A 21,630-nucleotide genomic window follows, 5' to 3' on the forward strand; every position below is an offset into this window, starting at 1 on the left:
CCGGAGGCTTCGCTCAGGCAGGCATCCCTTTGCCGGCCGAGAGCGCTTCGAACACGTCACTTGTTTCGGCCACGAGCGTCCGCATCAATTCGCCCGCAGGAAGCTCCCGGTTCAGCGCTGCCGCCTGGCCATAGAGATGAAAGGCGAAATCTCCCTTTGCCCCGGCGTCACCGAGCGGAGCGCTGAGCGCGACCATTTGCGGGAAGTCCGGAAGGGGCGTCCTGCTCTCCTCCATCTCCAGGGCATAGCGGGTGCGTCTCGCCCGCGCCGCGCGGCCGGTAAAGGCGTCGGTGACCATAGTGTCCATGTCGCTCGCGGCGCGCATCAGGGCGCGGCGCGGTGCGTCCGTGCCGGCTTCGTCGCAGGACAAAAAGCCGGTGCCGATCTGCACGCCGCTGGCGCCAAGCGCGAAAGCCGCCGCTATGCCGCGGCCGTCTGCGATGCCTCCCGCGGCAATGACCGGGAGCTTGACGGCATCGACGACCTGGGGGACCAGCGCCATCGCGCCGACGCCGTCGCCGGGACCATTGGGGGCATGCGAGCCCCGGTGGCCGCCCGCCTCCCAGCCCTGGGCGATGACTGCATCGGCCCCGCCGTCGACGAGCTTGCGCRCCTCGGCGACATTCGTCGCGGTGCCGATGATCGCGATCCCGGCTCGCTTCAGCCTGCCGACGTCAGCCGCATCTGGAATGCCGAAATGAAAGCTCACGACCGGCGGGCGGATCTCCAGCAGCAGTTCAAGCTTTTCGTCGTCGAAACCCGGTCCGATCGGCGGGAGCTTCCGCGAGGGTTCGTCGAGTGACAGCTCCTCGTAGTAGGGCCGCAACCTGTCGATGACCCCGGTCAGCACGGCGTCGCTGGTATTGGGTCTGGGAAAAACAAAGAAACTGAGGTTGAAGGGCCGCTCGGTCGAGGCGCGCATCTGGCGCGCCACGTTGCGCAGGCCATCCGGCAGCATCGATGCGCAGCCGAGCGACCCGAGCCCACCGGCATTGCTTACCGCTGCGGCGAGCTGCGGCGTCGCCGAGCCGGCCATCGGAGCTTGGATGATCGGATGCTCGATCTTCAAGAGATCGCATAAACGGCGGTTCGGCCACATGAGCGTTTTTCCTATCGCAAAGGAACACACGCCCACCCATCATAATCCTGTCTCAGGGCAGGGTCACCGCAATTGTGCCGGCACATTCCCCACGCTCTCCCGCTCCACCAGCGGGCATTCCAGCTTGGTGATGGGATAGCGGCCGCGGCCGGGCGTCGGCGGCGTCTCTAATTGCTCGATCGCCCATTGGCCCATCGCCAGATGCGGCAGGATCGACGTCGTCAGCGGCGGGAAGAGATGGCGGGCGATCTCTTCGTCGTCATAGCCCACCACGGAAATGTCCTGCGGGATATGCAGGCCGGCCTCCTTCAGCGCCTCGTAGCAGCCGATCGCGGTGYGGTCGTTCTGGCAGAAGATCGCGGTGGGTCGCTCCTCGAGCCCGAGCAGCTTGACCGTCGCGGCATAGCCGGCGCTGGCCGACCAGTCGCCCTCGACCACCAGCTCCGGATCGAACGGGATGTCGGCGGTGGCCAAGGCACGGCGATAGCCTTTCAGCCGATCCTGCGCGGCCTGCATCCACGGTTCGCCGGTGATCGTGGCGATGCGGCGATGGCCGTGGGCGATCAGATGCCTCGTCGCGCTCTGGCCGCCGGCGATCTCGGAGGGAACCACGGCCGGGAAGGCATAGTCGGCGGTGTAACAGTTGAGCAGGATGACAGGGATGTCGAGGCTGTAGAGGAAGTCCGGCGCGGCGATCTCGCGGGTGAAGATGGTCATGTAGATCAGCGCCGAGATGCCGCGCCTCGTCAGCGCTGAAATCGCCCGCGGTTCCATCACCGCGTCGCCCATGGTCTGCGCCACCAGGAGCACATTGCCGGCGTTCCACGAAGCCTGTCGCGCGCCCTCGATGGCGACCACCGCCTCGGGGCTGGTGGCGAGCTGGTCGACTGCGAAGCCGATGATGCCGTCCAGGCCTTCGAACGGCGTCACCGGCGGCCTGAGCGCCGAAAAGACCGGCGGCGAATAGCCCAGCGCTCGAGCTGCCTCGATGACCCGGTCGCGGGTCTGCTGCGACAGCCTGATACCCGGCGAATTGTTGAGCACGAACGAGACCGTCGCCTGCGAGCAGCCGGCGGCGCGCGCGATGTCGGTCATGGTGATGCGCCCCTTGGGCTTGGCGGCCGGCTTGCGGCGCCTGGAAGTCCCGGGAGGTTCGCTGAGTTCCGTCGGTTCGCTCATGGTCGTTTCCCAAACCCAGCCGGCTCTAAAGCAAAGGCGGCGGCAACGGCAAGATGGTCGAGGTCGGCGCGTTTATCGAGATGGCGTCGACTAATATATATTAGCAAGCATAACATGCAAATCACCGGCTACGACGCTTCGCGACGAAACCAGTCAGACAAGGTCAACAATGCTGACAATTCCTGTATCTTCGGCACGGCTACAGGCTCTGCCGCGCTCGTTCTCCTCACTCCCGGCGTACCCTTCGACCAGCGTCTCCTCCGCTTCGAAAATACGCGTCCTCGCCTCATAACTAATACTCTTTACTAATAGCCGTTAGCGTTCTAGTGTCAACTCGTCGTCTCCGTTCGGGGGCRACAAGTGCGAGGGACGCTTGCATGAAAACCGGCGCCATTGCCGGTCTGGGCTCGGGTCCATTCTCACGAAAATGTCAGACAAATCGGACTATTTACGAACGCCACATGAGTGTCTAGTGTCTCGACCGCGGCCGGATCGGCACCGTTCTTAAGTCGGCGGACCTTTGCGCCGCACCCTTGAGGAGGAGGGTTGTCCGGGCCGCAGCCGAGACATCGGCGACGAGTTCTACAAGGCAAGTTCTACAAGGGAGGTTGAACTATGAAATCCATGATCCGTAATGCATCTGTCGCCGCGGCGGCCCTGCTCATCGGGCTTGCGGCCACGGCGGTTACCCGCGCGGACGACAAGCCGACGCTGGCTTTTGTCGTCAACGGCGCGTCAGACTTCTGGAAGGCGGCGGAAGCCGGCGTGAAGAAGGCGCAGGCCGAATTGCCCGACTACAATCTCGAGCTCAAATATCCGGAGCAATCCTCGGTCGCCATCCAGCAGCGACTGATGGACGATCTGGTGACGGCAGGCGTCAAGGGCATCATGGTCTCGGCCGTCGATCCCAAGACCTCGACCGACGGGCTGAACAAGATCGCGTCGGAAACCGCGCTGTTCACCACCGACTCCGATGCGCCCCAGACCAAGCGCGTCGCCTATATCGGCTCATCCAACGTCGATGCCGGCAAGCAGGCCGCCGAGATCGCCAAGAAGGCGATGCCCAACGGCGGCAAATGCCTGGGCTTCGTCGGCCTGCTCGGCGCCGACAACGCCAAGGAGCGCATCCAGGGCATGAAGGACGGGCTCGCCGGCAGCAAGATCGAGCTGGTCGACGTGCGCGGCGACGATATCGACCAGGCGCGCGCCAAGAAGAATGTCGAGGACGCGCTGGTCGCCAGCCCCGACATCACCTGCATGGTCGGCTTCTACTCCTACAACACGCCGCGCATCTATGAAGCGCTGCGCGACGCCGGCAAGCTCGGCCAGATCACCGTCGTCGGCTTCGACGACGATCCGATCACGCTGGGCGGCGTCAAAGAAGGCACCGTCGCCGCCACCGTGGTGCAGCAGCCGTTCGAATGGGCCTATCAGGGCATGAAGCTGATGGCTGCCTACCTCAAGGGCGACAAGTCGGGCATCCCGGCCAACAACCTGATCATCATCCCGACCAAGATCATCGGCAAGGATGACGTCGACGCCTACGCCGCCAACCTCAAGGCGATGGCGGGCAAGTAAGCCCGGCACGGTTGCGCCGGCTCAAGGGTTTGCCTTGAGCCGGCGTTCGTATTGACGGGCCGGCCAAGGCCCGTCAGTCTGTGGCCACCGGCTGTTGCCCCGTGCGGTAAACTTAGGCGCGATGACCTCTACCGACACCACTCAACCGATCACCGCTCCGTTCCTGAGCCTGGAGGCCGTGCGCAAGACCTATCCGGGCGTTGTCGCGCTGGACCGGTTCTCGATGGAGGTCCGGCCCGGCGAGGTCATCGGCCTTGTCGGCGAAAACGGCGCCGGCAAATCGACGCTGATGAAGATCCTCGGCGGCGTGACGCGGCCGGACAGCGGCACCATCACCGTCGATGGCGCGGCGCATGAAGGGCTGACCGTCGAGCAGAGCATCGGCTCCGGCATCGCCTTCGTGCATCAGGAACTGAACCTCTTCGAAAACCTCGATGTCGCCGCCAACATCTTCTTCGGCCGCGAGTCGCTTCGCGCCGGTCCGCTGAAGCTGGTCGACCGCGCCAGGCTGCGCGACATGGTGGCGCCGCTTCTGAAGCGCGTTGGCGCCAATTTCTCGGCCGACGCTCCGGTGGCGTCGCTGTCGCTCGCCCAGCAGCAGATGGTCGAGATCGCCAAGGCGCTGTCGATCAAGGCTCGCCTTGTCATCCTTGACGAGCCGACCTCCAGCCTGCCGATCGCCGAGACCGAAAAGCTGCTCGACGTCATCAAGGGGCTGAAGGCCGAAGGCATCAGCGTCATCTTCATCTCGCACCGGCTGCATGAGATCGAGCGCGTTGCCGACCGTGTCGTGGTGCTGCGCGACGGCACGTTGGCCGGCACGCTGGCGAAGGTTGAGATCAACCACGACGAGATGGTCAGGCTGATGATTGGCCGCATGCTGAAGGAGCGCGAGAAGGCCGGCGAAGCCGCCCGCGCGCCGGGCGGCGTCGCGCTGTCGGCCGACGCGATCCGCACCAGCACCTATCCGGACAGGCCGGTCAGCCTCGAATTGAGGCGCGCGGAGATCCTCGGCCTCGCCGGCCTGGTAGGCTCCGGCCGCACGGAGCTGGCGCGCGTGCTGTTCGGCGTCGACGAGCGGTTGGCCGGCAGCGTCACGCTCGACGGCAAGCCGCTCGATGTCGGTTCGGCCGCCGACGCGGTGGCGAACGGCATCTTCCTCGTGCCGGAGGATCGCAAGCTCACCGGCATATTGCTCGATCTCTCGATCGCGCAGAACATTACGCTGCCCAACCTGCCGGCGCATGCCAGGCGCTCGCTGGTCTCCACCGGCGCCGAGCTGGCGACGGCGGAAAAGCAGAAGAAGAACCTCGGCATCAAGGCGCCGTCGGTCTTGACCCGCACCGGCACGCTGTCGGGCGGCAACCAGCAGAAGGTGGTTCTGGCCAAATGGCTGGCGATGAACCCCAAGGTGATGATCCTGGACGAGCCGACGCGCGGCATCGACATCGGCGCCAAGGCCGAGATCTACGGGCTGATGCGGGCGCTGGCCGATGCCGGCGTCGCCGTGCTGATGATCTCCAGCGACATGGAAGAGGTGATCGGCGTGTCGGACCGCATCGCGGTCATGCATGAGGGGCAGATCTCCGGCATCCTCGACAAAGACGATTTCAGCCAGGAGAACGTGCTCTTGCTGGCGGTCGGCAAGAAGCCGAAATTGCTGCAAGCGGCGGGAGGAGTTGAATGAGCAAGAAGGATCTCGGCCTGCTGATCCTGATCCTGGTCGTCGGCGCGGTGGTGACCGCCATCAATCCGCGCTTCCTGTCGGCGATCAACCTCGCCAACACGTCCAACCTCGTCGCGCTGTTCGGCATCCTGTCGATCGGCCAGGCCTTCGTCATCATCACTGGCGGCATTGAATTGTCGGTCGGTTCGCTGATCGCCTTGCTCGGCACGCTGTTCATCGATTTCATCGCGGTGCGCGAGCTGGACTGGCCGCTGGCCTTCGTGGTGATCATCGCGCTTGGCGCCGTCATCGGCTTCGTGCATGGCTGGCTGATCACGCGGCTGAAACTGCAGCCCTTCGTGGTGACGCTGTGCGGCCTGCTCATCTATCGCGGGGTGGCGCGTTTCTACACCGCCGACGGCACGGCGGGCTTCGCCTTCGGGCAGAATTTCCCGACGCTCGAATTCCTGACCGCCGGCCGGTCGGGCGGCTTGCCGAACTCCTTCATCGCGCTGATCGTCATCGCCATCGTCATGTGGGTGGTGSTGCATCGCTCGGTGTTCGGCCGCTATCTCTACGCCATCGGCAAGAACGAGGAAGCGGCGAAATATTCCGGCATCCGCACCGGCCGGATCATCATCGCGGCCTATGTCATCTGCGGCGTGCTGACGGCGCTGTCGGCGATCTACTTCGCCATGTACACGCGCTCGATCTCGCCGGCCAGCCACGGCCAGTTCTACGAGCTCTATGCCATCGCCGCGGCGGTGCTCGGCGGCTTCTCGCTACGCGGCGGCGAGGGCTCGCTGGTCGGCGTCGTCCTCGGCACCGTGCTGCTGCAGGAGCTGCAGAACCTCGTCAACCTGCTCGGCATTCCCTCATCGCTCAACTTCGCGGTGATGGGCGGCGTGATCCTGATCGGCGTGCTGGTCGACCAGCAATGGGGCGTCTTCCGCGCCCGGCGCCGGATGATGGAAGCAACGCGCCAGAACGTTGCGGGCGCGCCCGCGGAGTAGTCCCGCCGTTTGGCCCGCGGCCCTGATTGAGCCGATGCTCGCGGTGGAAGCCGCGAGGCGCGTTTGGATTCACGAGCGGATTGCAACAACGCGTGAAGCGGAAAACTGCCCTTGTCGCAGAATTGGGGCTGGGCTAAGCAATTGGTATCAGAGGGTTCCAAGAACAAAATACGGGAGACACTACTGTGACATCATCACGTTGGATCGCGCTCGCAGCGCTGGCGTTGACTTGCTCGACCCCGGCAATGGCCAAGGATTGGAAGACCGTCACCGTCGCCATGGAGGGCTCCTACGCCCCCTGGAACCAGACGGACGCCAGCGGCAAGATCGTCGGCTTCGAGGTGGACATCCTGAACGACGTCTGCGCCCGCGCCAAGCTCGAATGTAACATCGTCGCGCAGGACTGGGACGGCGTCATTCCCGGCCTCACCGCGGGCAAGTTCGACATCGTCATGGACGGCATGTCGATCACCGAGGAGCGCATGAAGACGATCGACTTCTCGATCCCCTATGCCTCTTCGCCGGTAGCTTTCCTTGCGGACAAGAACGGCCCGCTGGCCAACCTGTCCAACAAAGGCAAGATGATCGACCTGTCGAAGGACGACGCCGAATCCAAGGCGGCGCTCGATACGCTGCGCAAGGAGCTCACCGGCAAGAATCTCGGCCTGCAGGTTTCGACCACGGAGGCGACCTTCGCCGACAAGTATCTCAAGGATGTCGCCAACGTCCATGAATACAAGACCACCGACGAGCACGATCTCGACCTGATGGCGGGCCGTATCGACGTGGCCTTCGCCGACACCACCTACTTCCTCGGCACGCTGGCCAAGCCCGATGCCAAGGACCTGGAATTCGTCGGACCGCAATTCAAGGGTGGTCCGATCCTCGGACCGGGCATCGGCGCGGCTTTCCGCAAGACCGACAAGGATCTGCAGGACATCTACAACAAGGCGCTCAAGGCGGCGCTCGACGACGGCTCGGTGTCGAAATACTCCCTGCAGTGGTTCAAGATCGACATTACCAAGTGATGTCGCAACGGGAGCAGCCAAGGCTGCTCCCGTTTTGCATTGAACAACCGTCGATGCCTATCTCGGCGCCCGCAGGAGCCGTAAGTGGAGTTTCTCAACGATCTCAAGGACCAGGTGTCGACGGCCTATGAGCTGTTGGCCGCCGGCTGGGGCGTGCAACTGCTCTGGGGCATTGGCTGGACGCTCGCCGTCACCGTCGTCTCGATGCTGATCGGCGCGATACTGGGGTCCTTGGTGGCGGCGGCCAAGCTTTCGCATCGTGGCGGGCTGAAGTTCATCGGCGAGAGCTACACCACGGTCTTCCGCGGCGAACCGGAACTTCTGATCATCTACCTGTTCTACTATGGCGGCACGCAGGTGCTGACCGGCGTGGCGAGGTCGACCGGATCGATCGGCTCGACCGACATCTTGAACATGCCGAGCTTCCTCGGCGGCGTGCTTGCGGTCGGCATCATTTCCGGCGCCTACCAGGCCGAGGTTTTTCGCGGCTCGTTCCTGGCGATCCACCGCGGCGAGCTGGAAGCGGCCCGCGCCTACGGCATGTCGGCCTGGCTGCGCTTTCGCCTCGTGATCATGCCGCAGGTCCTGCGCCTCGCGGTGCCGGGGCTGGGCAATGTCTGGCAATTGACCATCAAGGATTCGGCGCTGATCTCGGTCACGGGCGTCGCCGAACTGATGCTCACCGCCAACAAGGCGGCGCGCTCGACGCATCATTCGCTGCTTTTCTACACGCTCGCCGGCATCCTTTATTTGGTGATGACCTCGGTCTCGACGCCGATCTTCGACAGGGCCGAGCGTTACACCTCGCGCAGTTTCACGCGGCCGAAGTGAGAGGTGGCGGTGGATTTCGACTTCTACCTTTCGACCATGTGGAGCGTGCTCAAGGCGCTGCCGCTGACGCTCGAGATCTGGTTCTTCGGCATCGCCTTCGGCCTCGTCATCGCCACCGGCCTGACCTGGCTGCGGGCCTCCGGCTACAAATTGGGCGAATATTTCACCCGCGCCTATGTCTTCGTCTTCCGCGGCTCGCCGCTCCTGGTGCAGCTCTATCTGATCTATTTCGGGCTCTCCCAGTTCGATTTCGTCCGCCACAGCCCGATCCTGTGGCCGATTCTGCGCGATCCGATGTATTGCACGATCGTCGCCATGGCCTTGAACACGGCCGCCTATGAGAGCGAGATTTTCCGCGGCGCGCTGCGGGCGGTGCCCGTCGGCCAGATCGAGGCGGCCAAGGCGTTCGGCATGTCGGCTTTCACCCGCTTCCGCCTCGTCACGCTGCCGATCGCGCTGCGTCTGGCGTTGCCGGCCTATTCGACTGAAATCATCCTGATGACCAAGGCGACCGCGCTCGCCTCCGTCGTCACCATCATGGAGATGATGGGAACGGCGCAGAAGATCCAGCACGACACGTTCCGGCCGATCGAGGTGCTGACCTGCGCCGGGGTGATCTACCTGCTGCTCAACCTGTCGATCGCGCGGCTGTTCGCCTGGGTCGAATACCGGCTTTCGCCGCATCTGCGCCCGCCGCCCGAGCAGAGCCAGCTGGTCAAACCCATCCCGGAGGTGTTGTGATGTCGGCAAATACCGCCGCTGCCGCCAAAGAGGCACCGTCCTCCGGCGAGACGCCCGCCATCAGCGTCAAGGACCTGCGCAAGTGCTTCGGCGATCACGAGGTGCTCAAGGGCATTTCGCTCGAAGCGCACAAGGGCGACGTCATTTCGATCCTCGGCTCCTCGGGCTCCGGCAAGAGTACGATGCTGCGCTGTATCAATCTCCTGGAGACCCCGGATTCCGGGGAGGTGCGGGTCGACGGCGAGCTCATCAAGATGAAGCAAAGCCGCGACGGCCATCAGATGCCGGCCGACATCCGCCAGGTGGAGCGGATCCGCGCCAACCTCGCCATGGTTTTCCAGAGCTTCAATCTGTGGTCGCACATGACGGTGCTCGAAAACCTCGTCGCCGCGCCGACGCATGTGCTCAAGCGCCCGCGCGCGGAGTGCCTGGAGCAGGCCGAGGCGTTGCTGAAGCGCGTCGGCATATGGGAACGCCGCAACTACTATCCGCCGCATATGTCGGGCGGCCAGCAGCAGCGCGCCGCGATCGCCCGCGCCCTGGCGATGAATCCCAAGGTGATGCTGTTCGACGAGCCGACCTCCGCGCTCGATCCGGAACTGGTCGGCGAGGTGCTGCGCGTCATGCGCTCGCTCGCCGAGGAAGGGCGCACCATGCTGGTCGTTACCCACGAAATGGGCTTCGCCCGCGACGTGTCGAGCAAGGTGATGTTCCTGCACAAGGGCGAGGTGGATTCGGTCGGCGAACCGAAGGAAATGTTCGCCAGGCCGCCGACGCCGCAGTTCAAGCAGTTCATCGCCAACTTCAACAAGTGAGTGCCTCTCCTTCTCCCCTTGTGGGAGAAGGTGGATCGGCGCGTACCGCCGAGACGGATGAGGGGTGCTCCAGCTTGGCGGTGGCATTCGCCTGGCAGCACCGTTGTGTCCAACCGCCAGCGCTTCATTCCTTCCAGCACCCCTCATCCGGCCGCTTCGCGGCCACCTTCTCCCGCAAGGGGAGAAGGGGAAGGCGCTTAAATCATGTCCGACAGGTCGGAGAACGCCATCGCCTTGCGCAGCACCTCGGCGAAGCGTTCGCCGGCGGCGTGCTTGTCGCCGCTGTTGTCGATCGAGGTCACGTCCGGTCCCGTCAACTTGACGCTGGTGCTGCGCGCCAGGCGGGCGAGCACCTCGCCGCGCGATTCGCGGCCGCGCGCGGCCAGCCGCTCGGCGAGGATCTCCGGCGTGGCGGTGATCTCGACCACGGCCAGGTTGGCGTAGCGTTCGCGCAGCGCCGGGATGACCGCGCGCGACACGTTGGCGACCGCCACATGGCCGTTGGCCACGGCCCAGTCGACATCGGCCGGCAGGCCGTAGCGCAGGCCGTGCGCGTCCCAGCACAGCGAGAAGGCGCCGTCCGCCTCCGCTTCGGCAAAGGCGGCATCCGCCAGCGTGTCGTGATCCTCGCTTGCCGAATCGCTCGGCCTGGTGATGACGCGGCGCACGAATTCCAGCCGCGTCTCGCCGGCAAAACGCTGCTTGGCGTAGCCGATCACCGTGTCCTTGCCGGCGCCGCTCGGGCCGACCACCGCGACGAAGACGCCGTTGCGGATCGGCAGGCTCTCGGCCAGCTCGCGCTCGATGAGGGCCGAAACCATCATGCGACCCGGCGGCCCTGGCGCCACACGGTGCGCACGACCGGCACATGGTCGTCGACGCGCACGCGCACCAGGTCGGCGCGGCGGCCGGGCTCGATGACGCCGCGGTCGGTAAGGCCGACCGCCTCGGCCGGGTTCTTCGACACCATGGCGACCGCCCGCGGCAGCGTGATGCCTTCCACGACATCGCCGAGGAAGAAGGCCGACTGGATCAGGCTAAAGGGGATGTAGTCGGACGACAGGATGTCGAGCAGGCCATCGGCGGCAAGCGTGCGCGCCGAGACATTGCCGGAATGCGAGGCGCCGCGCATGACGTTCGGCGCGCCCATCAGCACGCCYAGCCCCGCCGCCTTGGACGCCTTGGCCGCCTCTTCCGTCGTCGGGAACTCGGCGACGCGCACGCCCTGCTCGATCGCTTCGTCGACATGGCCGGCGGTCGCGTCGTCGTGGCTCGCCAGCACGATGCCGCGCTCGCGGCAGGCGGCCGAGATGAAGACCMGGTTCGGGCCGGAATTGCGGGCCGATTCCGCCATCCGCTTCTCGCAGAACTTTTGGAAGTCGCGGTCCGTCAACTTCAGCTTGCGCTGGTAGTAATAGGCATAGGTTTCGAGGTTGACGAACTGGCGCTGTCCGGGCGCATGGTCCATCAGCGAGGCGAGCTTCACCCGCTCGTCAGTCTCGAAATTGGCGAAGGCCTCGAGGCAATCCGGCGCTGAAACCTCGCAGCGCAAATGGATGAAATGGTCGGCTCTCAGCCGATCCTGGCGCACGCTGTCCTCGATCGCGTCGGCCAGCTTGCGGACGTCGTCGGATTTCAGGTCGGCGTCCTCGTCCATGCCGACCCGCAAGGCATCGAGCACGGTGGTGATGCCGGCGGTCGCCACCTGCGCGTCATGGGCAAGCACGGCGGCGATGGGGTTCCAGCGCACTTTCGGGCGCGGCGCGTAGTGGCCTTCGAGGTGGTCGGTGTGCAGCTCGACGAGGCCCGGGATGATGTAGTCGCCGCCCATATCCTCGCCGGCGCGGGCGGCACCCGGCTCGACGGCGGCAATCAGGCCGTCGCGTAACAGAAGCGAGCCCTCGACGATTTCGTCAGGCAGCACGATGCGGGCATTGGTGAGAACGGTTTCGGCGGTCATCTCAGGCGGTCCTATCTCGAGCGGTCGGCAATCATCAGAGCAATTCCAGGAAAAGTGCTTTGCGGTTTTCCGTCCGGAATTGCGTAAAAACTAAAGATAGGGCGGTTCAGCGTTCCGCTGATCCGCCCTAGGCGGTCTTGCGGGCTTGGCCACGGCCAAGCGCGTGGTGCGAAAGCACCATGAACGGGGCACCAGGCTCGCTTTCGACGAACAAGGTCAGTGCATCCACCGGCACCGGCTGCCGCAGCACATCGGCGAACAGGCCGTCGATCGCCGCGCGAAGACGTGGACTTTCCTGCGGCCCGACCCGCCCCGACAGCGTCATGTGGAAGCGGAATGTGTCGAAGACGTAAGGATAACCCCATTGGCAGAGGTTGCGGAACTCGTCCGGCTTCAGCGCATCGGGGCTGCGGCGTTCGATCTCGGCCTCGGTCAGCGGTGCCCGGAACGGATCGAAGGCGCGCACCACCTCGCCGGCGAATTCGTTGAGCGGCGCGAACTGCGTCTCCGGCACCAGCGCGAAGAAGCCATCGATCTGCCCGACGACCAGACGCGGGATGACGACCGGCGGCGTCGCCTCGGCGAAAGCGTCGAGCGCGGCGCGCAGCGAGGCTTCCGTCTCGTTCGGCGCCAGCCGGAACGGCGCCTTCAGCGTCGCGTGGAACCCGTAGCGCCTGGCGGAGGCGGTGTGGAAGGCGACTTCCGCGGCCGACAGATCGCCCACGGCCTCCACCGGCCGCGTCGCCGCGCCGAACGGGTCGCGGCCCAGCCAGTTGGCGGCAATGCGCGCCAGTGGCTCATCCTGTCCCGGTGTGTAGTAGATGGCGTAGCGCATCGGCGTTCCTCGTCAAGCGCGCTGCGCCCCAAAGGATCATGCGACGCGCTTCAAGTCATTGTCTTGGCAAGTCGTGGGTCCAAAAACGCCAGGGCGCTCGCGGCGACATGCATCAGACCCGCTGCCATAGGTGATTTCCATGACGGATTGACGAAGCTTTCATGGGTTTTCGAAGGCAAGTCCAGCCGCAAGCTCGTTAGCCGACGATTTTCCCGGACTGGACCAATCCGCCGATCAGGCCTTCATCAGCCACTCGTGCTCGGCCGCGTTGTGGAATTTCCATGTCCGCTTCGGCCCGGCCATGACGTTGAGGTAATAAAGGTCGTAGCCGTGGCAGGCCGCGCAGGGGTGATAGCCCTTCGGCACCAGCACGACATCGCCGTCCTCGATCGCCATCGCTTCGTCCAGCTCGCGCACGCCATTGCGGTCGGCATCGGTGTAGACGCGCTGGAAGGCAAAGCCCTGCGGCGGGTTGAGGCGGTGGTAATAGGTCTCCTCGAGATAGGATTCGGCCGGCAGATTGTCCTGGTCGTGCTTGTGTGGCGGATAGCTCGACGTGTGGCCGCCGGGCGTGATGACCTCGACCACCAGCAGCGAATCCGCCGGCTTGCCCTCGGGCAGGATGTTGGTCACGTATCGGGTGTTGGTGCCCTTGCCGCGCACTTCCTGGCCGAGATCGTCAGGCCCGATGACGCGCACCGGCAGGCCACCACCAAGGCCGGGTGCCGAGCAGACGGCGAGCTCCAGCTCGGTGTCGGCTGTCACCGTCCAGTCGGCGCCCTCCGGCACATAGACCGACCAGGGCTTGCCCTCGAAGGGCGACATGCGCTCGCCAAGCAGGCCGAGATCCTTGCCCCCGGCCGAGGCCTTGCCCTTGCCGGTGACGAAGACCAGGCAGACCTCGCGGTCGACCGTCTTGCCAGACGCCGTCTCGCCCGCCTTCAGCCGATGCAGATCGAAACCGACATAGGTCCAGCCGGCGCTTTGCGGCGTGACGTGAGCGACGTGGCCGTGGCCTTTGTCGGCCTTGACGAGCAGTTTCGACATTTTTTGTCTCTCCTATCCCTATTCGCTCTGGCGGGCTGGCGACCCAGAGATTCCATCAGCTGAGGAGTCCGGCGCGAACCTTCGCGATTGGCCGTGGCCTCCAAACTTCGTCATCCTAGGGCGAAGCAGGAGCGAAGCTCCGTCGCGGAGACCCTAGGATCCATGCCGTTACCTCCGACGTGGAATGCCAGCAGCGCAGAATTCTGCACCGTCGCAACGCTTCAAAGTCATGGCATGGATCCTAGGGTCTGCGCTGCGTCGCTGAGCTCCTTGCTCCGCCCTAGGATGACGAGGCGAGGGGCGTTCCGGCCAACCGCCGACGCTTGCGATCCTCTGCGCAGGCAACATCCGCAAGGTAAGGACCGTTGCACCATCGACCGATTCATTCCTTCGGCTCGGCCGGAGGCTTCCCCTCCTCGACCGGCTTGTAGAGATAGAAAAACTGCCACACGGCATATCCGGCGAAGCCGAGCGCGATGACGCCCCAGAACGGCGTGCCGGAGGCGAACTCGATCGCCGACCAGATCAGGCAGACCGCGACGACGGCGATGCGCCGCCACAGCGGCCGGAAGAAGGGGTGCTCATAGTCTTTCATCGCGCCAATCCAGGATTTGCCAAAGCGCAACGGATAAACCGCGCGCCCCGACTAATCCATCATTCATGACGAATCCACCGTTTACGCCGGAAACCCTTGTGTCTCCACCGTGTAGCCGGCGGCCGTCATCACCCGCATCAGCTCCTTGTGGCCGACTTGGGCCATCTTGAGCGGCGGGTTCTTCTTCGGATCCTGCTCGGCCTCGACCACGAACCAGCCCTCATAGCCATGATCGGCGAAGCGCTGGACGATGGCGGCGAAATCGAGCGAGCCGTCGCCCGGCACGGTGAAGGCGCCGAGCGCCACGGCATCGAGGAAGGACTGTTTCGAGCGATCGAGGCCGTCGATCACGCCCATGCGCACGTCCTTCACATGGACATGGTTGATGCGCTTGTGATGGTTGTCGATGGCGCGCAGCACATCGCCGCCGGCGAAGGCGAGGTGGCCGGCATCGAGCAAAAGCGGGATGCCTTCGCCGGAATGGCGCATGAAGGCGTCGAGCTCCGGCTCGGTCTCGACCACCGCCGCCATGTGATGGTGATAGGAAAGCGGCATGCCCTGCTCCGCGCACCATTCGCCGAATTCGGTGACGCGCCGGCCATAGGCCTTCATCTCGTCGCCGGTAAGCTTCGGCTTGGTGGCCAAAGGCTTGGAGCGGTCGCCCTGGATGGAACGGCCGACCTCGCCATAGACGATGCAGGGCGCGTCGACCGCCTTGAACAGCTCGATCATCGGCTGGATGCGATCCTTGTTCCGGGCCAGGTCCTCGTTGACCAGCGTGCCGGAGAACCAGCCGCCGCACAGCGTCACGTCGGCCTCTTTCAGGATCGGCAGCATCACCTTCGGGTCGTTGGGGAAGCGGCGGCCCATCTCCATGCCGGTGAAGCCGGCCGAGCGCGACTGGCGCAGACATTCCTCCAGCGACACGTCATCGCTGAGCTCCACGAGATCGTCGTTCCACCACGCGATGGGGGACATGCCCAGTTTGGCTTTCAAGTCGTCACTCCAATATCGGTTCGTTTCTACCCTCCCCCTTTGTGGGGAGGGTCGCTGCAAAGCAGCGGGGAGGGGGCAGCGCCGACCCCCACCCGGACCTTCGGTCCGACCTCCCCGCAAGGGGGAGGTAGGGGATCTGCGCTGTCAGCTTCAATCTCCGATCTTCTGCATTTGACGTTTTTCTTCGTAGACTTTGCGCGCGGCGTTGACCTGGGGCCGCGACGAGACTTCCGGCACGGCCACATCCCACCAGTGGCCGCCGGCTTCGGTCGAAACCAGCGGGTCGGTGTCGATGACCAGCACGGTCGTCCTGTCGTTCTTCTTCGCCTTGGCCAGCGCCGTTTCCAGCTCGGCGATCGAGGCCACCTTCTCGGCGACAGCGCCGAGGCTTGCAGCATGCGCGGCGAAGTCGACGTCGGGCAGCACCTCGTGGCGGGCATCCTTCAAGAGATTGTTGAAGTTGGCGCCGCCGGTCGCCATCTGCAGGCGGTTGATGCAGCCATAGCCGCGATTGTCGAGCAGCACGACGGTGAGCTTCAGGCCAAGCATCACCGATGTGGCGATCTCGGAATTGAGCATGAGGTAGGAGCCGTCGCCGACCATGACGACCACCTCCTGGTCGGGCTTCGCCATCTTCACGCCGAGCCCGCCGGCGATCTCGTAGCCCATCGTCGAGAAGCCGTATTCGGCATGGTAGGAACCCGGCGCGCCGGCCTGCCAGAGCTTATGCAATTCGCCGGGCAGACCGCCCGCGGCATGCAGCAAGGTGACCCCGGAACCCATGGCGCGCTGCACGGCGCCGATCACCTGCGCGTCGGACGGATGGGCCGCATTGGTCGAGGCTGTCACCTTGGCGGCCVCCGCCTGCCACTCCGTCTTGCCCTTCAGCGCATTGTCGGTCCAGGCGCTCGGCGCCTTCCAGCCTTTTAGCGCGGCCGACAGCTCGGCAAGTCCTTCGGCCGCGTCCGCGACCAGCGGCAGAGCCCAATGCTTGCCGGCGTCGAAGACCTGCGTGTTCAGCCCGATGATGGTGCGGCCGGCATTCTTGAACAGCGCCCAGGAGCCGGTGGTGAAATCCTGCAGCCTGGTTCCCACGGCAAGCACGACATCGGCTTCCTCGGCCAGCCGGTTGGCGGCCGACGTGCCGGTGACGCCGACCGCCGCCATGTTGAGCGGATGGTCGTCGGGCAGCGCGGACTTGCCACCCTGCGTTTCGCAGACCGGAATGCCCGTGCCCTGCACCAGTTTCGCCAACTCGCCGGAAGCCTGCGAATAAAGCACTCCGCCGCCGGCGATCACCAGCGGCTTCTTTGCGCCCTTCAGCGCCGCGACGGCGGCCGCCAACTCGTTGCGGTCCGGGCGCAACCGGCGCGGCGTCCAGACGCGCTCGACGAACAGGCTTTCGGGATAATCATAGGCCTCGGCCTGCACGTCCTGGCAGAGCGAGAGCGTGACCGGGCCGCATTCGGCCGGATCGGTCAGCACCTGCATGGCGCGGTTCAGCGCCGGGATGATCTGCTCCGGCCGCGTGATGCGGTCGAAATAGCGCGACACGGGGCGGAAGCAGTCGTTGACGCTCGCCGTGCCGTCGGAAAAGTCCTCGGCCTGCTGCAGCACCGGGTCGGGCAGGCGGTTGGCGAAGACATCGCCGGGCAGAAACAGGACGGGCAACCGGTTCACATGCGCGAGCGCGGCCGCCGTCACCATGTTGAGCGCGCCGGGGCCGATCGAAGAGGTCGCGGCCATGAAGCGGCGGCGGAAATTCGCCTTGCCATAGGCGATTGCCGCATGCGCCATCGCCTGCTCGTTATGGGCGCGGAAGGTCGGCAACTCGTCGCGCACCTGGTAGAGCGCCTCGCCGATGCCTGCGACATTGCCATGRCCGAAGATCGCCCAGACGCCGCCGAAGATCGGCACTCGTCTGCCATCGATCTCGGTCATTTGCCGGCTGAGGAAGCGGGTCACAGCCTGCGCCATCGTCAGGCGAATTGTCTTGCTCATGATGTTTCCTCCGCGATCCTTCAGCGGTCTTGTTATGCTGCCTTGCGGCCGCGTGCGGCAAGCCATGCCTCGGTCAGTTGCTCGAAGCGCGCGGCCATATCGGCGACCGCCTCGTCATCCGACATCCGGCCTCCCAGCCATTGTTCGGCGGCGTTGATGAAGATGGTGCGACCGACGGCGAAACCCTTGACGATCGGCGCATTGCTCGTTGCGGCAAACGCCGCGACCAGCTCGTCCTGCGGCGCTTCGAGCCCGAGCAGCACGACGCCCCGGCACCAGGGGTCGTTCTTGACGATCACCTGTTCGATCTTTGCCCAGGCGGCTGCAGAAGCCTGCGGCTCCAGCTTCCACCAGTCGGGCTTGATGCCCAGCGCGTAGAGTTCCTCCAGCGCGCGCGGAATGGTGGTGTCGTCGAGCTTGCCGTGCTTGCCGGCAATGATCTCGACCAGCAGTTCCCGGCCGACTTTCCGCGCCGCCTCGAACAGCGCGCGCAGCTTCTGCTGCTGCTCGACTTTGAGCGCTTCCGGGTCGTCCGGGTGGTAGAAGCACAGGCATTTGATGCAATGGTCGACCGGCCATTCGGTCAGCTGCGAGCCGATGTCCTGCGAGAATTCGAAGCGCAGCGGCCGCGATCCCGGCAATTCGACCGGGCGGCCGAGCCAGGCGAAGGGATGGCGGGCGAATTCGAACATCGCGTCGCGACCGTATTTCTCGTCGATCAGCATGCCGTAGCCGTCGCGGCCGGCGGCGACCTTTGCCGCCGCCTTCACGGTGAGCACCTTGAAATCAGGGATGCGCGCGGCGTCGGCGCCGACTCTTGCCGCGACGTCCTCGAGCTGCACGCGATGGTCGCAGGCCAAAGCCATCAGCGAGGGAATGTCGCGCCGGCGCGTCGTCGCCCAATGAATGTGGTTGATCGCTTCGTCCTTACGCAGCGCCAGATGCTTGCTGCCGTGCTTCAGGAAGAACTGCAGCTCCTCGAAAGTCGGATATTCCGGCGCGCAGAGCAGGCGCGACACAGCGAAGGCGCCGCAGGCATTGGCCCAGGTCGCGGCGGTGGCAAAGCTTTCGCCGCCCAGCCAGCCGCGCAGGAAGCCCGACATGAAGGCATCGCCGGCGCCCAGCACATTGTAGATCTCGATCGGGAAACCTTTGCCGACGATGCCGTCCTCGAGGTCGTCGCTGATCGGCCCGTCATAGACGATGCAGCCCTTGGCGCCGCGCTTCAGCACGATTGTGGCCGAGGACAGCGCGCGGATCGTCTTCAGCGCGCTCAGGCACTCGTCGGCGCCGGAAGCGATCATGATTTCCTCTTCGGTGCCGACGATGAGATCGCAATCCGGCAGCACCGTCTTCAGCTGCGCCGAGACGCGGTCGGACTTGACGTAGCGCTCGAAACCTTCGGCATGACCGGCAAGGCCCCAGAGGTTCGGGCGGTAGTCGATGTCGAAGACAACCTTGCCACCCCGGGCCTTCATCAGGCGGATCGCCTTGCGCTGCGCGGCATCGGAATTCGGCCGGGAAAAATGCGTGCCGGTGACGACGACCGAGCGGGCCGAAGCGATGAAAGCCTCGTCGATGTCCTCCTCGGCAAGCGCCATGTCGGCGCAGTCGGAGCGATAGAAAATCATCGGCGAGACGCCTTCGCTCTCGACCGACAGCAGCACCAGCGCCGTCAGCCGCTCCTTGTCGGTCTTCAAGCCGTCGACCGAGACGCCCTCGCGCCGAAGCTGCTCGCGGATGAAGCGGCCCATCTGCTCGTCGCCGACGCGGGTCAGCAGCGCCGAGCGCAGGCCGAGCCTTGCCGTGCCAACGGAAATATTGGCCGGGCAACCGCCGACCGACTTGGCGAAGGAGGCGATGTCCTCCAGCCGCGAGCCGATCTGCTGGCCATAGAGATCGACCGATGCACGGCCGATGGTGATGACGTCGAGCGGCGGGTATTTCCCTTCCACGGCTTCGCCCATTCGAACCTCCCATCGGCCTTGTTGTGCAGAGCAGCGTCGTTTGGACAGCGCGCGCCAGCGATGGCGTGGTGTCGTCAATATGAAATATTAATTCCAATCTACAGTCAATATGGAATGAGCATTCCCATGCTGAAAAGCGCTGGCCGCCGAGGCCTCAGCCCTTGCGCCGGCGGCCGGCTTCGCGGCGCTTCTCGCCGACGGCGACCGTCAGCGCCATGGCCAAAGCCATGGTTGCCGAAATCGAGCGGAAGCCGCCGAAATCGGCCTCGGCGACCTCGAACCAGACCTTGGCGAATTGCGCCAGCGGCGAGAAGGACGAGTCGGTGACGGCCACGATCGGCACGCCCTGTTCGGCGATCGAGCGCGTCTCGTCGATGGTCGCGGGCGCGTAAGGCGAGAAGCTGATGGCGATGACGGCGTCGCGCGGCGTGGCGAAGCCGATCATCTCGGCGTTGAGCCCGGCTGCCGATTCCACCAGCTGGTTGCGGATCTTGAGCTTGCCCAGCGCGTAGGCGATGTAGGAGGCGACCGGATAGGAGCGGCGCTTGGCCAGCACATAGATGGTCTCGGCCTTCGCCAGCAAATTGACTGCCTCTTCGAAATGCGCATCGTTGAGCGAACGCGAAATATCGCCCAGCGAGGTGCTGGCGGCGGCGACGAAGCCGTCGAAGATCGCCCGGTGGCCGCCACCGTCCTCGGCCTTGGCGCGCAACGCCGCCAGCCGCTCGTCATAGGAGGAATTGCGCTCGCGCAGCCGCTCGCGGAAAACCTGCTGCAGGCTGGTGAATCCGTCGAAGCCGAGTTGCTGGGCAAAGCGGATCAGCGTCGAAGGCTGGACGCCGGCCGAGGCCGCGATGCTCGCTGCCGTCCCAAAAGCGATGTCGTCGGGGTTGTCGAGCGCATAGGCGGCGATCTGCGCGATGCGCTTGGGCAGGCTCGCGCGCCTGTCCAGGATCGTCGCGCGCAGCGTTTCGAAATCGCGAGGCACCCGTTCGTCCATCGTCGCTCCGCCCACGCCCATATGGTTCGTCCCTCTCCTGCCCCATCATAGCGAGTTCGCGCAAGAACACCATAAAAAATGATTTGTATGTTCCATTCTTTACCAAAATGGACTAATCAATCCACACCGTTATTTCCTTCATCTTGGAGACAATCGACATGGTCGGAGTGGGCCTCATCGGCACGGGCTTCATGGGCAAGTGCCACGCCATCGCCTGGAACGCGGTGGGCACCGTCTTTCCCGATGTCGAGAAGCCGAAACTCGTGCATCTGGGCGAGGTGAATGACGAGTTGGCCCGGCGCAAGGCCGGCGAGTTCGGCTTCGCGAAAGGTTCCGGCGACTGGCGCGCCGTGGTCGACGACCCGGAGGTCGATGTCGTCTCGCTGACCACGCCCAATCAGTTCCATCCGGAAATGGCGATCGCCATCCTCCAAGCCGGCAAGCATCTGTGGTGCGAGAAGCCGATGGCGCCGAGCTTTGCCGAGGCCGAGACCATGGCGGCCGCGGCGAGGAAATCCGGCAAGGTCGCTGGGCTCGGCTACAACTACATCCAGAATCCCGCCATCCGTCACATCGGCGCGTTGCTCGAGGAAAAGATCATCGGTGACGTCAACCTCGTGCGCATCGAGATGGACGAGGACTTCATGGCCGACCCGGAAGCGCTGTTCTTCTGGAAGCACGAGGCTACGTCCGGCTATGGCGCGCTCGACGATTTCGCCGTGCATCCGCTGTCGCTGATCAAGGCGCTGTTCGGCCGCGTCAGCCGCGTCATGTGCGACATGGCCAAGCCCTATGCCGACCGCAAGACCGCGTCCGGCGCCCGCCGCGCGGTCGAGACCTATGACATCGCCAGCGTCTTGATGCATCTCGAGAACGGCGTTGCCGGCACGCTGCTGGTCAACCGCTCGGCCTGGGGCCGCAAGGGCCGCATCGCCATCCAGATCTTCGGCTCGAAGGGCTCGATCCTCTACGACCAGGAGCGGATGAACGAGTTCCAACTCTACCTCACCGCCGACCGGCCGACCGAACAGGGCTACCGCACCGTCCTGGTCGCGCCGCACCACAAGCCCTACGATTCCTTCCTGCCGGCGCCCGGCCATGGGCTGGGCTTCAACGATCTCAAGATGATCGAATGCCGCGAGCTCCTGATGCGCATCGCCGGCAGGCCGGCCCGCATCATCGACTTCGACGAGGGACTGGAGATCGAGCGCACCGTGCACGCCATGGCGCGTTCCTTCCAGGAGCAGCGCTGGGTGGATGTGAGATAGGCCAGGCAACG

At 64.9% G+C, this 21,630-nt stretch carries 19 protein-coding genes; 8 read left to right on the forward strand and 11 right to left on the reverse strand.

Going from position 1 to position 21,630, the window contains the following annotated elements; genetic code table 11:
* Positions 1-13: 13 nt before the first annotated feature.
* A complete protein-coding gene (locus tag LCM4577_RS01890) occupies positions 14-1,099 on the reverse strand; it encodes a nitronate monooxygenase family protein (protein ID WP_071069299.1) in 1,086 nt (361 codons plus the stop codon).
* 63 nt (positions 1,100-1,162) lie between these two features.
* The gene (locus tag LCM4577_RS01895) at positions 1,163-2,278 is read right to left on the reverse strand and encodes a LacI family DNA-binding transcriptional regulator (protein ID WP_071069300.1); all 1,116 of its coding nucleotides are present in this window, start codon (positions 2,276-2,278) and stop codon (positions 1,163-1,165) included.
* A 615-nt stretch (positions 2,279-2,893) separates the two neighbouring features.
* Here LCM4577_RS01895 and LCM4577_RS01900 point away from each other — a divergent pair.
* The 7 genes from LCM4577_RS01900 (at position 2,894) to LCM4577_RS01930 (ending at position 9,950) form a co-directional block, all read left to right on the forward strand.
* The gene (locus LCM4577_RS01900) at positions 2,894-3,856 is read left to right on the forward strand and encodes a sugar-binding protein (RefSeq protein ID WP_040986924.1); all 963 of its coding nucleotides are present in this window, start codon (positions 2,894-2,896) and stop codon (positions 3,854-3,856) included.
* A 121-nt stretch (positions 3,857-3,977) separates the two neighbouring features.
* Positions 3,978-5,543, forward strand: a complete 1,566-nt coding sequence (locus LCM4577_RS01905) for a sugar ABC transporter ATP-binding protein (protein ID WP_071069302.1) — start codon at positions 3,978-3,980, stop codon at positions 5,541-5,543.
* The gene (locus tag LCM4577_RS01910) at positions 5,540-6,535 is read left to right on the forward strand and encodes an ABC transporter permease (protein WP_071069304.1); all 996 of its coding nucleotides are present in this window, start codon (positions 5,540-5,542) and stop codon (positions 6,533-6,535) included. Before LCM4577_RS01905 ends, LCM4577_RS01910 begins: the two co-directional genes overlap by 4 nt.
* A gap of 185 nt (positions 6,536-6,720) precedes the next feature.
* Positions 6,721-7,563 carry a transporter substrate-binding domain-containing protein gene (locus LCM4577_RS01915; protein ID WP_040986931.1) on the forward strand — a complete coding sequence of 281 codons (843 nt, stop codon included), beginning with the start codon at positions 6,721-6,723 and terminating at the stop codon, positions 7,561-7,563.
* 84 nt (positions 7,564-7,647) lie between these two features.
* A complete protein-coding gene (locus LCM4577_RS01920; protein ID WP_244508193.1) occupies positions 7,648-8,394 on the forward strand; it encodes an ABC transporter permease in 747 nt (248 codons plus the stop codon).
* A gap of 9 nt (positions 8,395-8,403) precedes the next feature.
* On the forward strand, positions 8,404-9,135 hold the full coding sequence (locus LCM4577_RS01925; RefSeq protein ID WP_040987088.1) for an ABC transporter permease: 732 nt from the start codon (positions 8,404-8,406) through the stop codon (positions 9,133-9,135).
* On the forward strand, positions 9,135-9,950 hold the full coding sequence (locus LCM4577_RS01930) for an ABC transporter ATP-binding protein (protein WP_071069306.1): 816 nt from the start codon (positions 9,135-9,137) through the stop codon (positions 9,948-9,950). The genes LCM4577_RS01925 and LCM4577_RS01930 overlap by 1 nt, the downstream gene beginning before the upstream one ends.
* Before the next feature lie 197 nt (positions 9,951-10,147).
* On the opposite strand, the gene phnN is transcribed toward LCM4577_RS01930, so the two are convergent.
* The 9 genes from phnN to LCM4577_RS01975 form a co-directional block, all read right to left on the reverse strand.
* Positions 10,148-10,774, reverse strand: coding sequence for a phosphonate metabolism protein/1,5-bisphosphokinase (PRPP-forming) PhnN (gene phnN, locus LCM4577_RS01935; RefSeq protein ID WP_071069308.1), 627 nt, complete (start codon positions 10,772-10,774; stop codon positions 10,148-10,150).
* A complete protein-coding gene (locus LCM4577_RS01940; RefSeq protein ID WP_071069310.1) occupies positions 10,771-11,910 on the reverse strand; it encodes an alpha-D-ribose 1-methylphosphonate 5-triphosphate diphosphatase in 1,140 nt (379 codons plus the stop codon). Before LCM4577_RS01940 ends, phnN begins: the two co-directional genes overlap by 4 nt.
* Positions 11,911-12,037: 127 nt before the next feature.
* On the reverse strand, positions 12,038-12,745 hold the full coding sequence (locus tag LCM4577_RS01945) for a DUF1045 domain-containing protein (protein WP_071069312.1): 708 nt from the start codon (positions 12,743-12,745) through the stop codon (positions 12,038-12,040).
* Between the two features lie 234 nt (positions 12,746-12,979).
* Positions 12,980-13,792 (reverse strand): 5-deoxy-glucuronate isomerase, encoded by an 813-nt coding sequence (iolB, locus tag LCM4577_RS01950; protein WP_071036730.1) that lies wholly within the window; start codon positions 13,790-13,792, stop codon positions 12,980-12,982.
* A 382-nt stretch (positions 13,793-14,174) separates the two neighbouring features.
* Positions 14,175-14,387 carry a hypothetical protein gene (locus LCM4577_RS01955; RefSeq protein ID WP_071036729.1) on the reverse strand — a complete coding sequence of 71 codons (213 nt, stop codon included), beginning with the start codon at positions 14,385-14,387 and terminating at the stop codon, positions 14,175-14,177.
* An 81-nt stretch (positions 14,388-14,468) separates the two neighbouring features.
* Positions 14,469-15,383, reverse strand: coding sequence for a myo-inosose-2 dehydratase (gene iolE / locus LCM4577_RS01960; RefSeq protein ID WP_071069313.1), 915 nt, complete (start codon positions 15,381-15,383; stop codon positions 14,469-14,471).
* A gap of 150 nt (positions 15,384-15,533) precedes the next feature.
* Positions 15,534-17,384, reverse strand: coding sequence for a 3D-(3,5/4)-trihydroxycyclohexane-1,2-dione acylhydrolase (decyclizing) (gene iolD, locus LCM4577_RS01965; protein WP_071069315.1), 1,851 nt, complete (start codon positions 17,382-17,384; stop codon positions 15,534-15,536).
* Positions 17,385-17,416: 32 nt separating this feature from the next.
* Positions 17,417-19,351 carry a 5-dehydro-2-deoxygluconokinase gene (gene iolC, locus LCM4577_RS01970; RefSeq protein ID WP_071069316.1) on the reverse strand — a complete coding sequence of 645 codons (1,935 nt, stop codon included), beginning with the start codon at positions 19,349-19,351 and terminating at the stop codon, positions 17,417-17,419.
* A gap of 154 nt (positions 19,352-19,505) precedes the next feature.
* On the reverse strand, positions 19,506-20,351 hold the full coding sequence (locus tag LCM4577_RS01975; RefSeq protein ID WP_071069851.1) for a MurR/RpiR family transcriptional regulator: 846 nt from the start codon (positions 20,349-20,351) through the stop codon (positions 19,506-19,508).
* A 158-nt stretch (positions 20,352-20,509) separates the two neighbouring features.
* On the opposite strand from LCM4577_RS01975, the gene LCM4577_RS01980 reads away from it, so the two are divergent.
* Positions 20,510-21,619, forward strand: coding sequence for a Gfo/Idh/MocA family protein (locus tag LCM4577_RS01980; protein WP_071069318.1), 1,110 nt, complete (start codon positions 20,510-20,512; stop codon positions 21,617-21,619).
* The last annotated feature ends 11 nt before the right edge of the window (positions 21,620-21,630 follow it).

Source organism: Mesorhizobium sp. LCM 4577, assembly GCF_001854795.2.
Taxonomy (GTDB): Bacteria; Pseudomonadota; Alphaproteobacteria; order Rhizobiales; family Rhizobiaceae; genus Mesorhizobium; species Mesorhizobium plurifarium.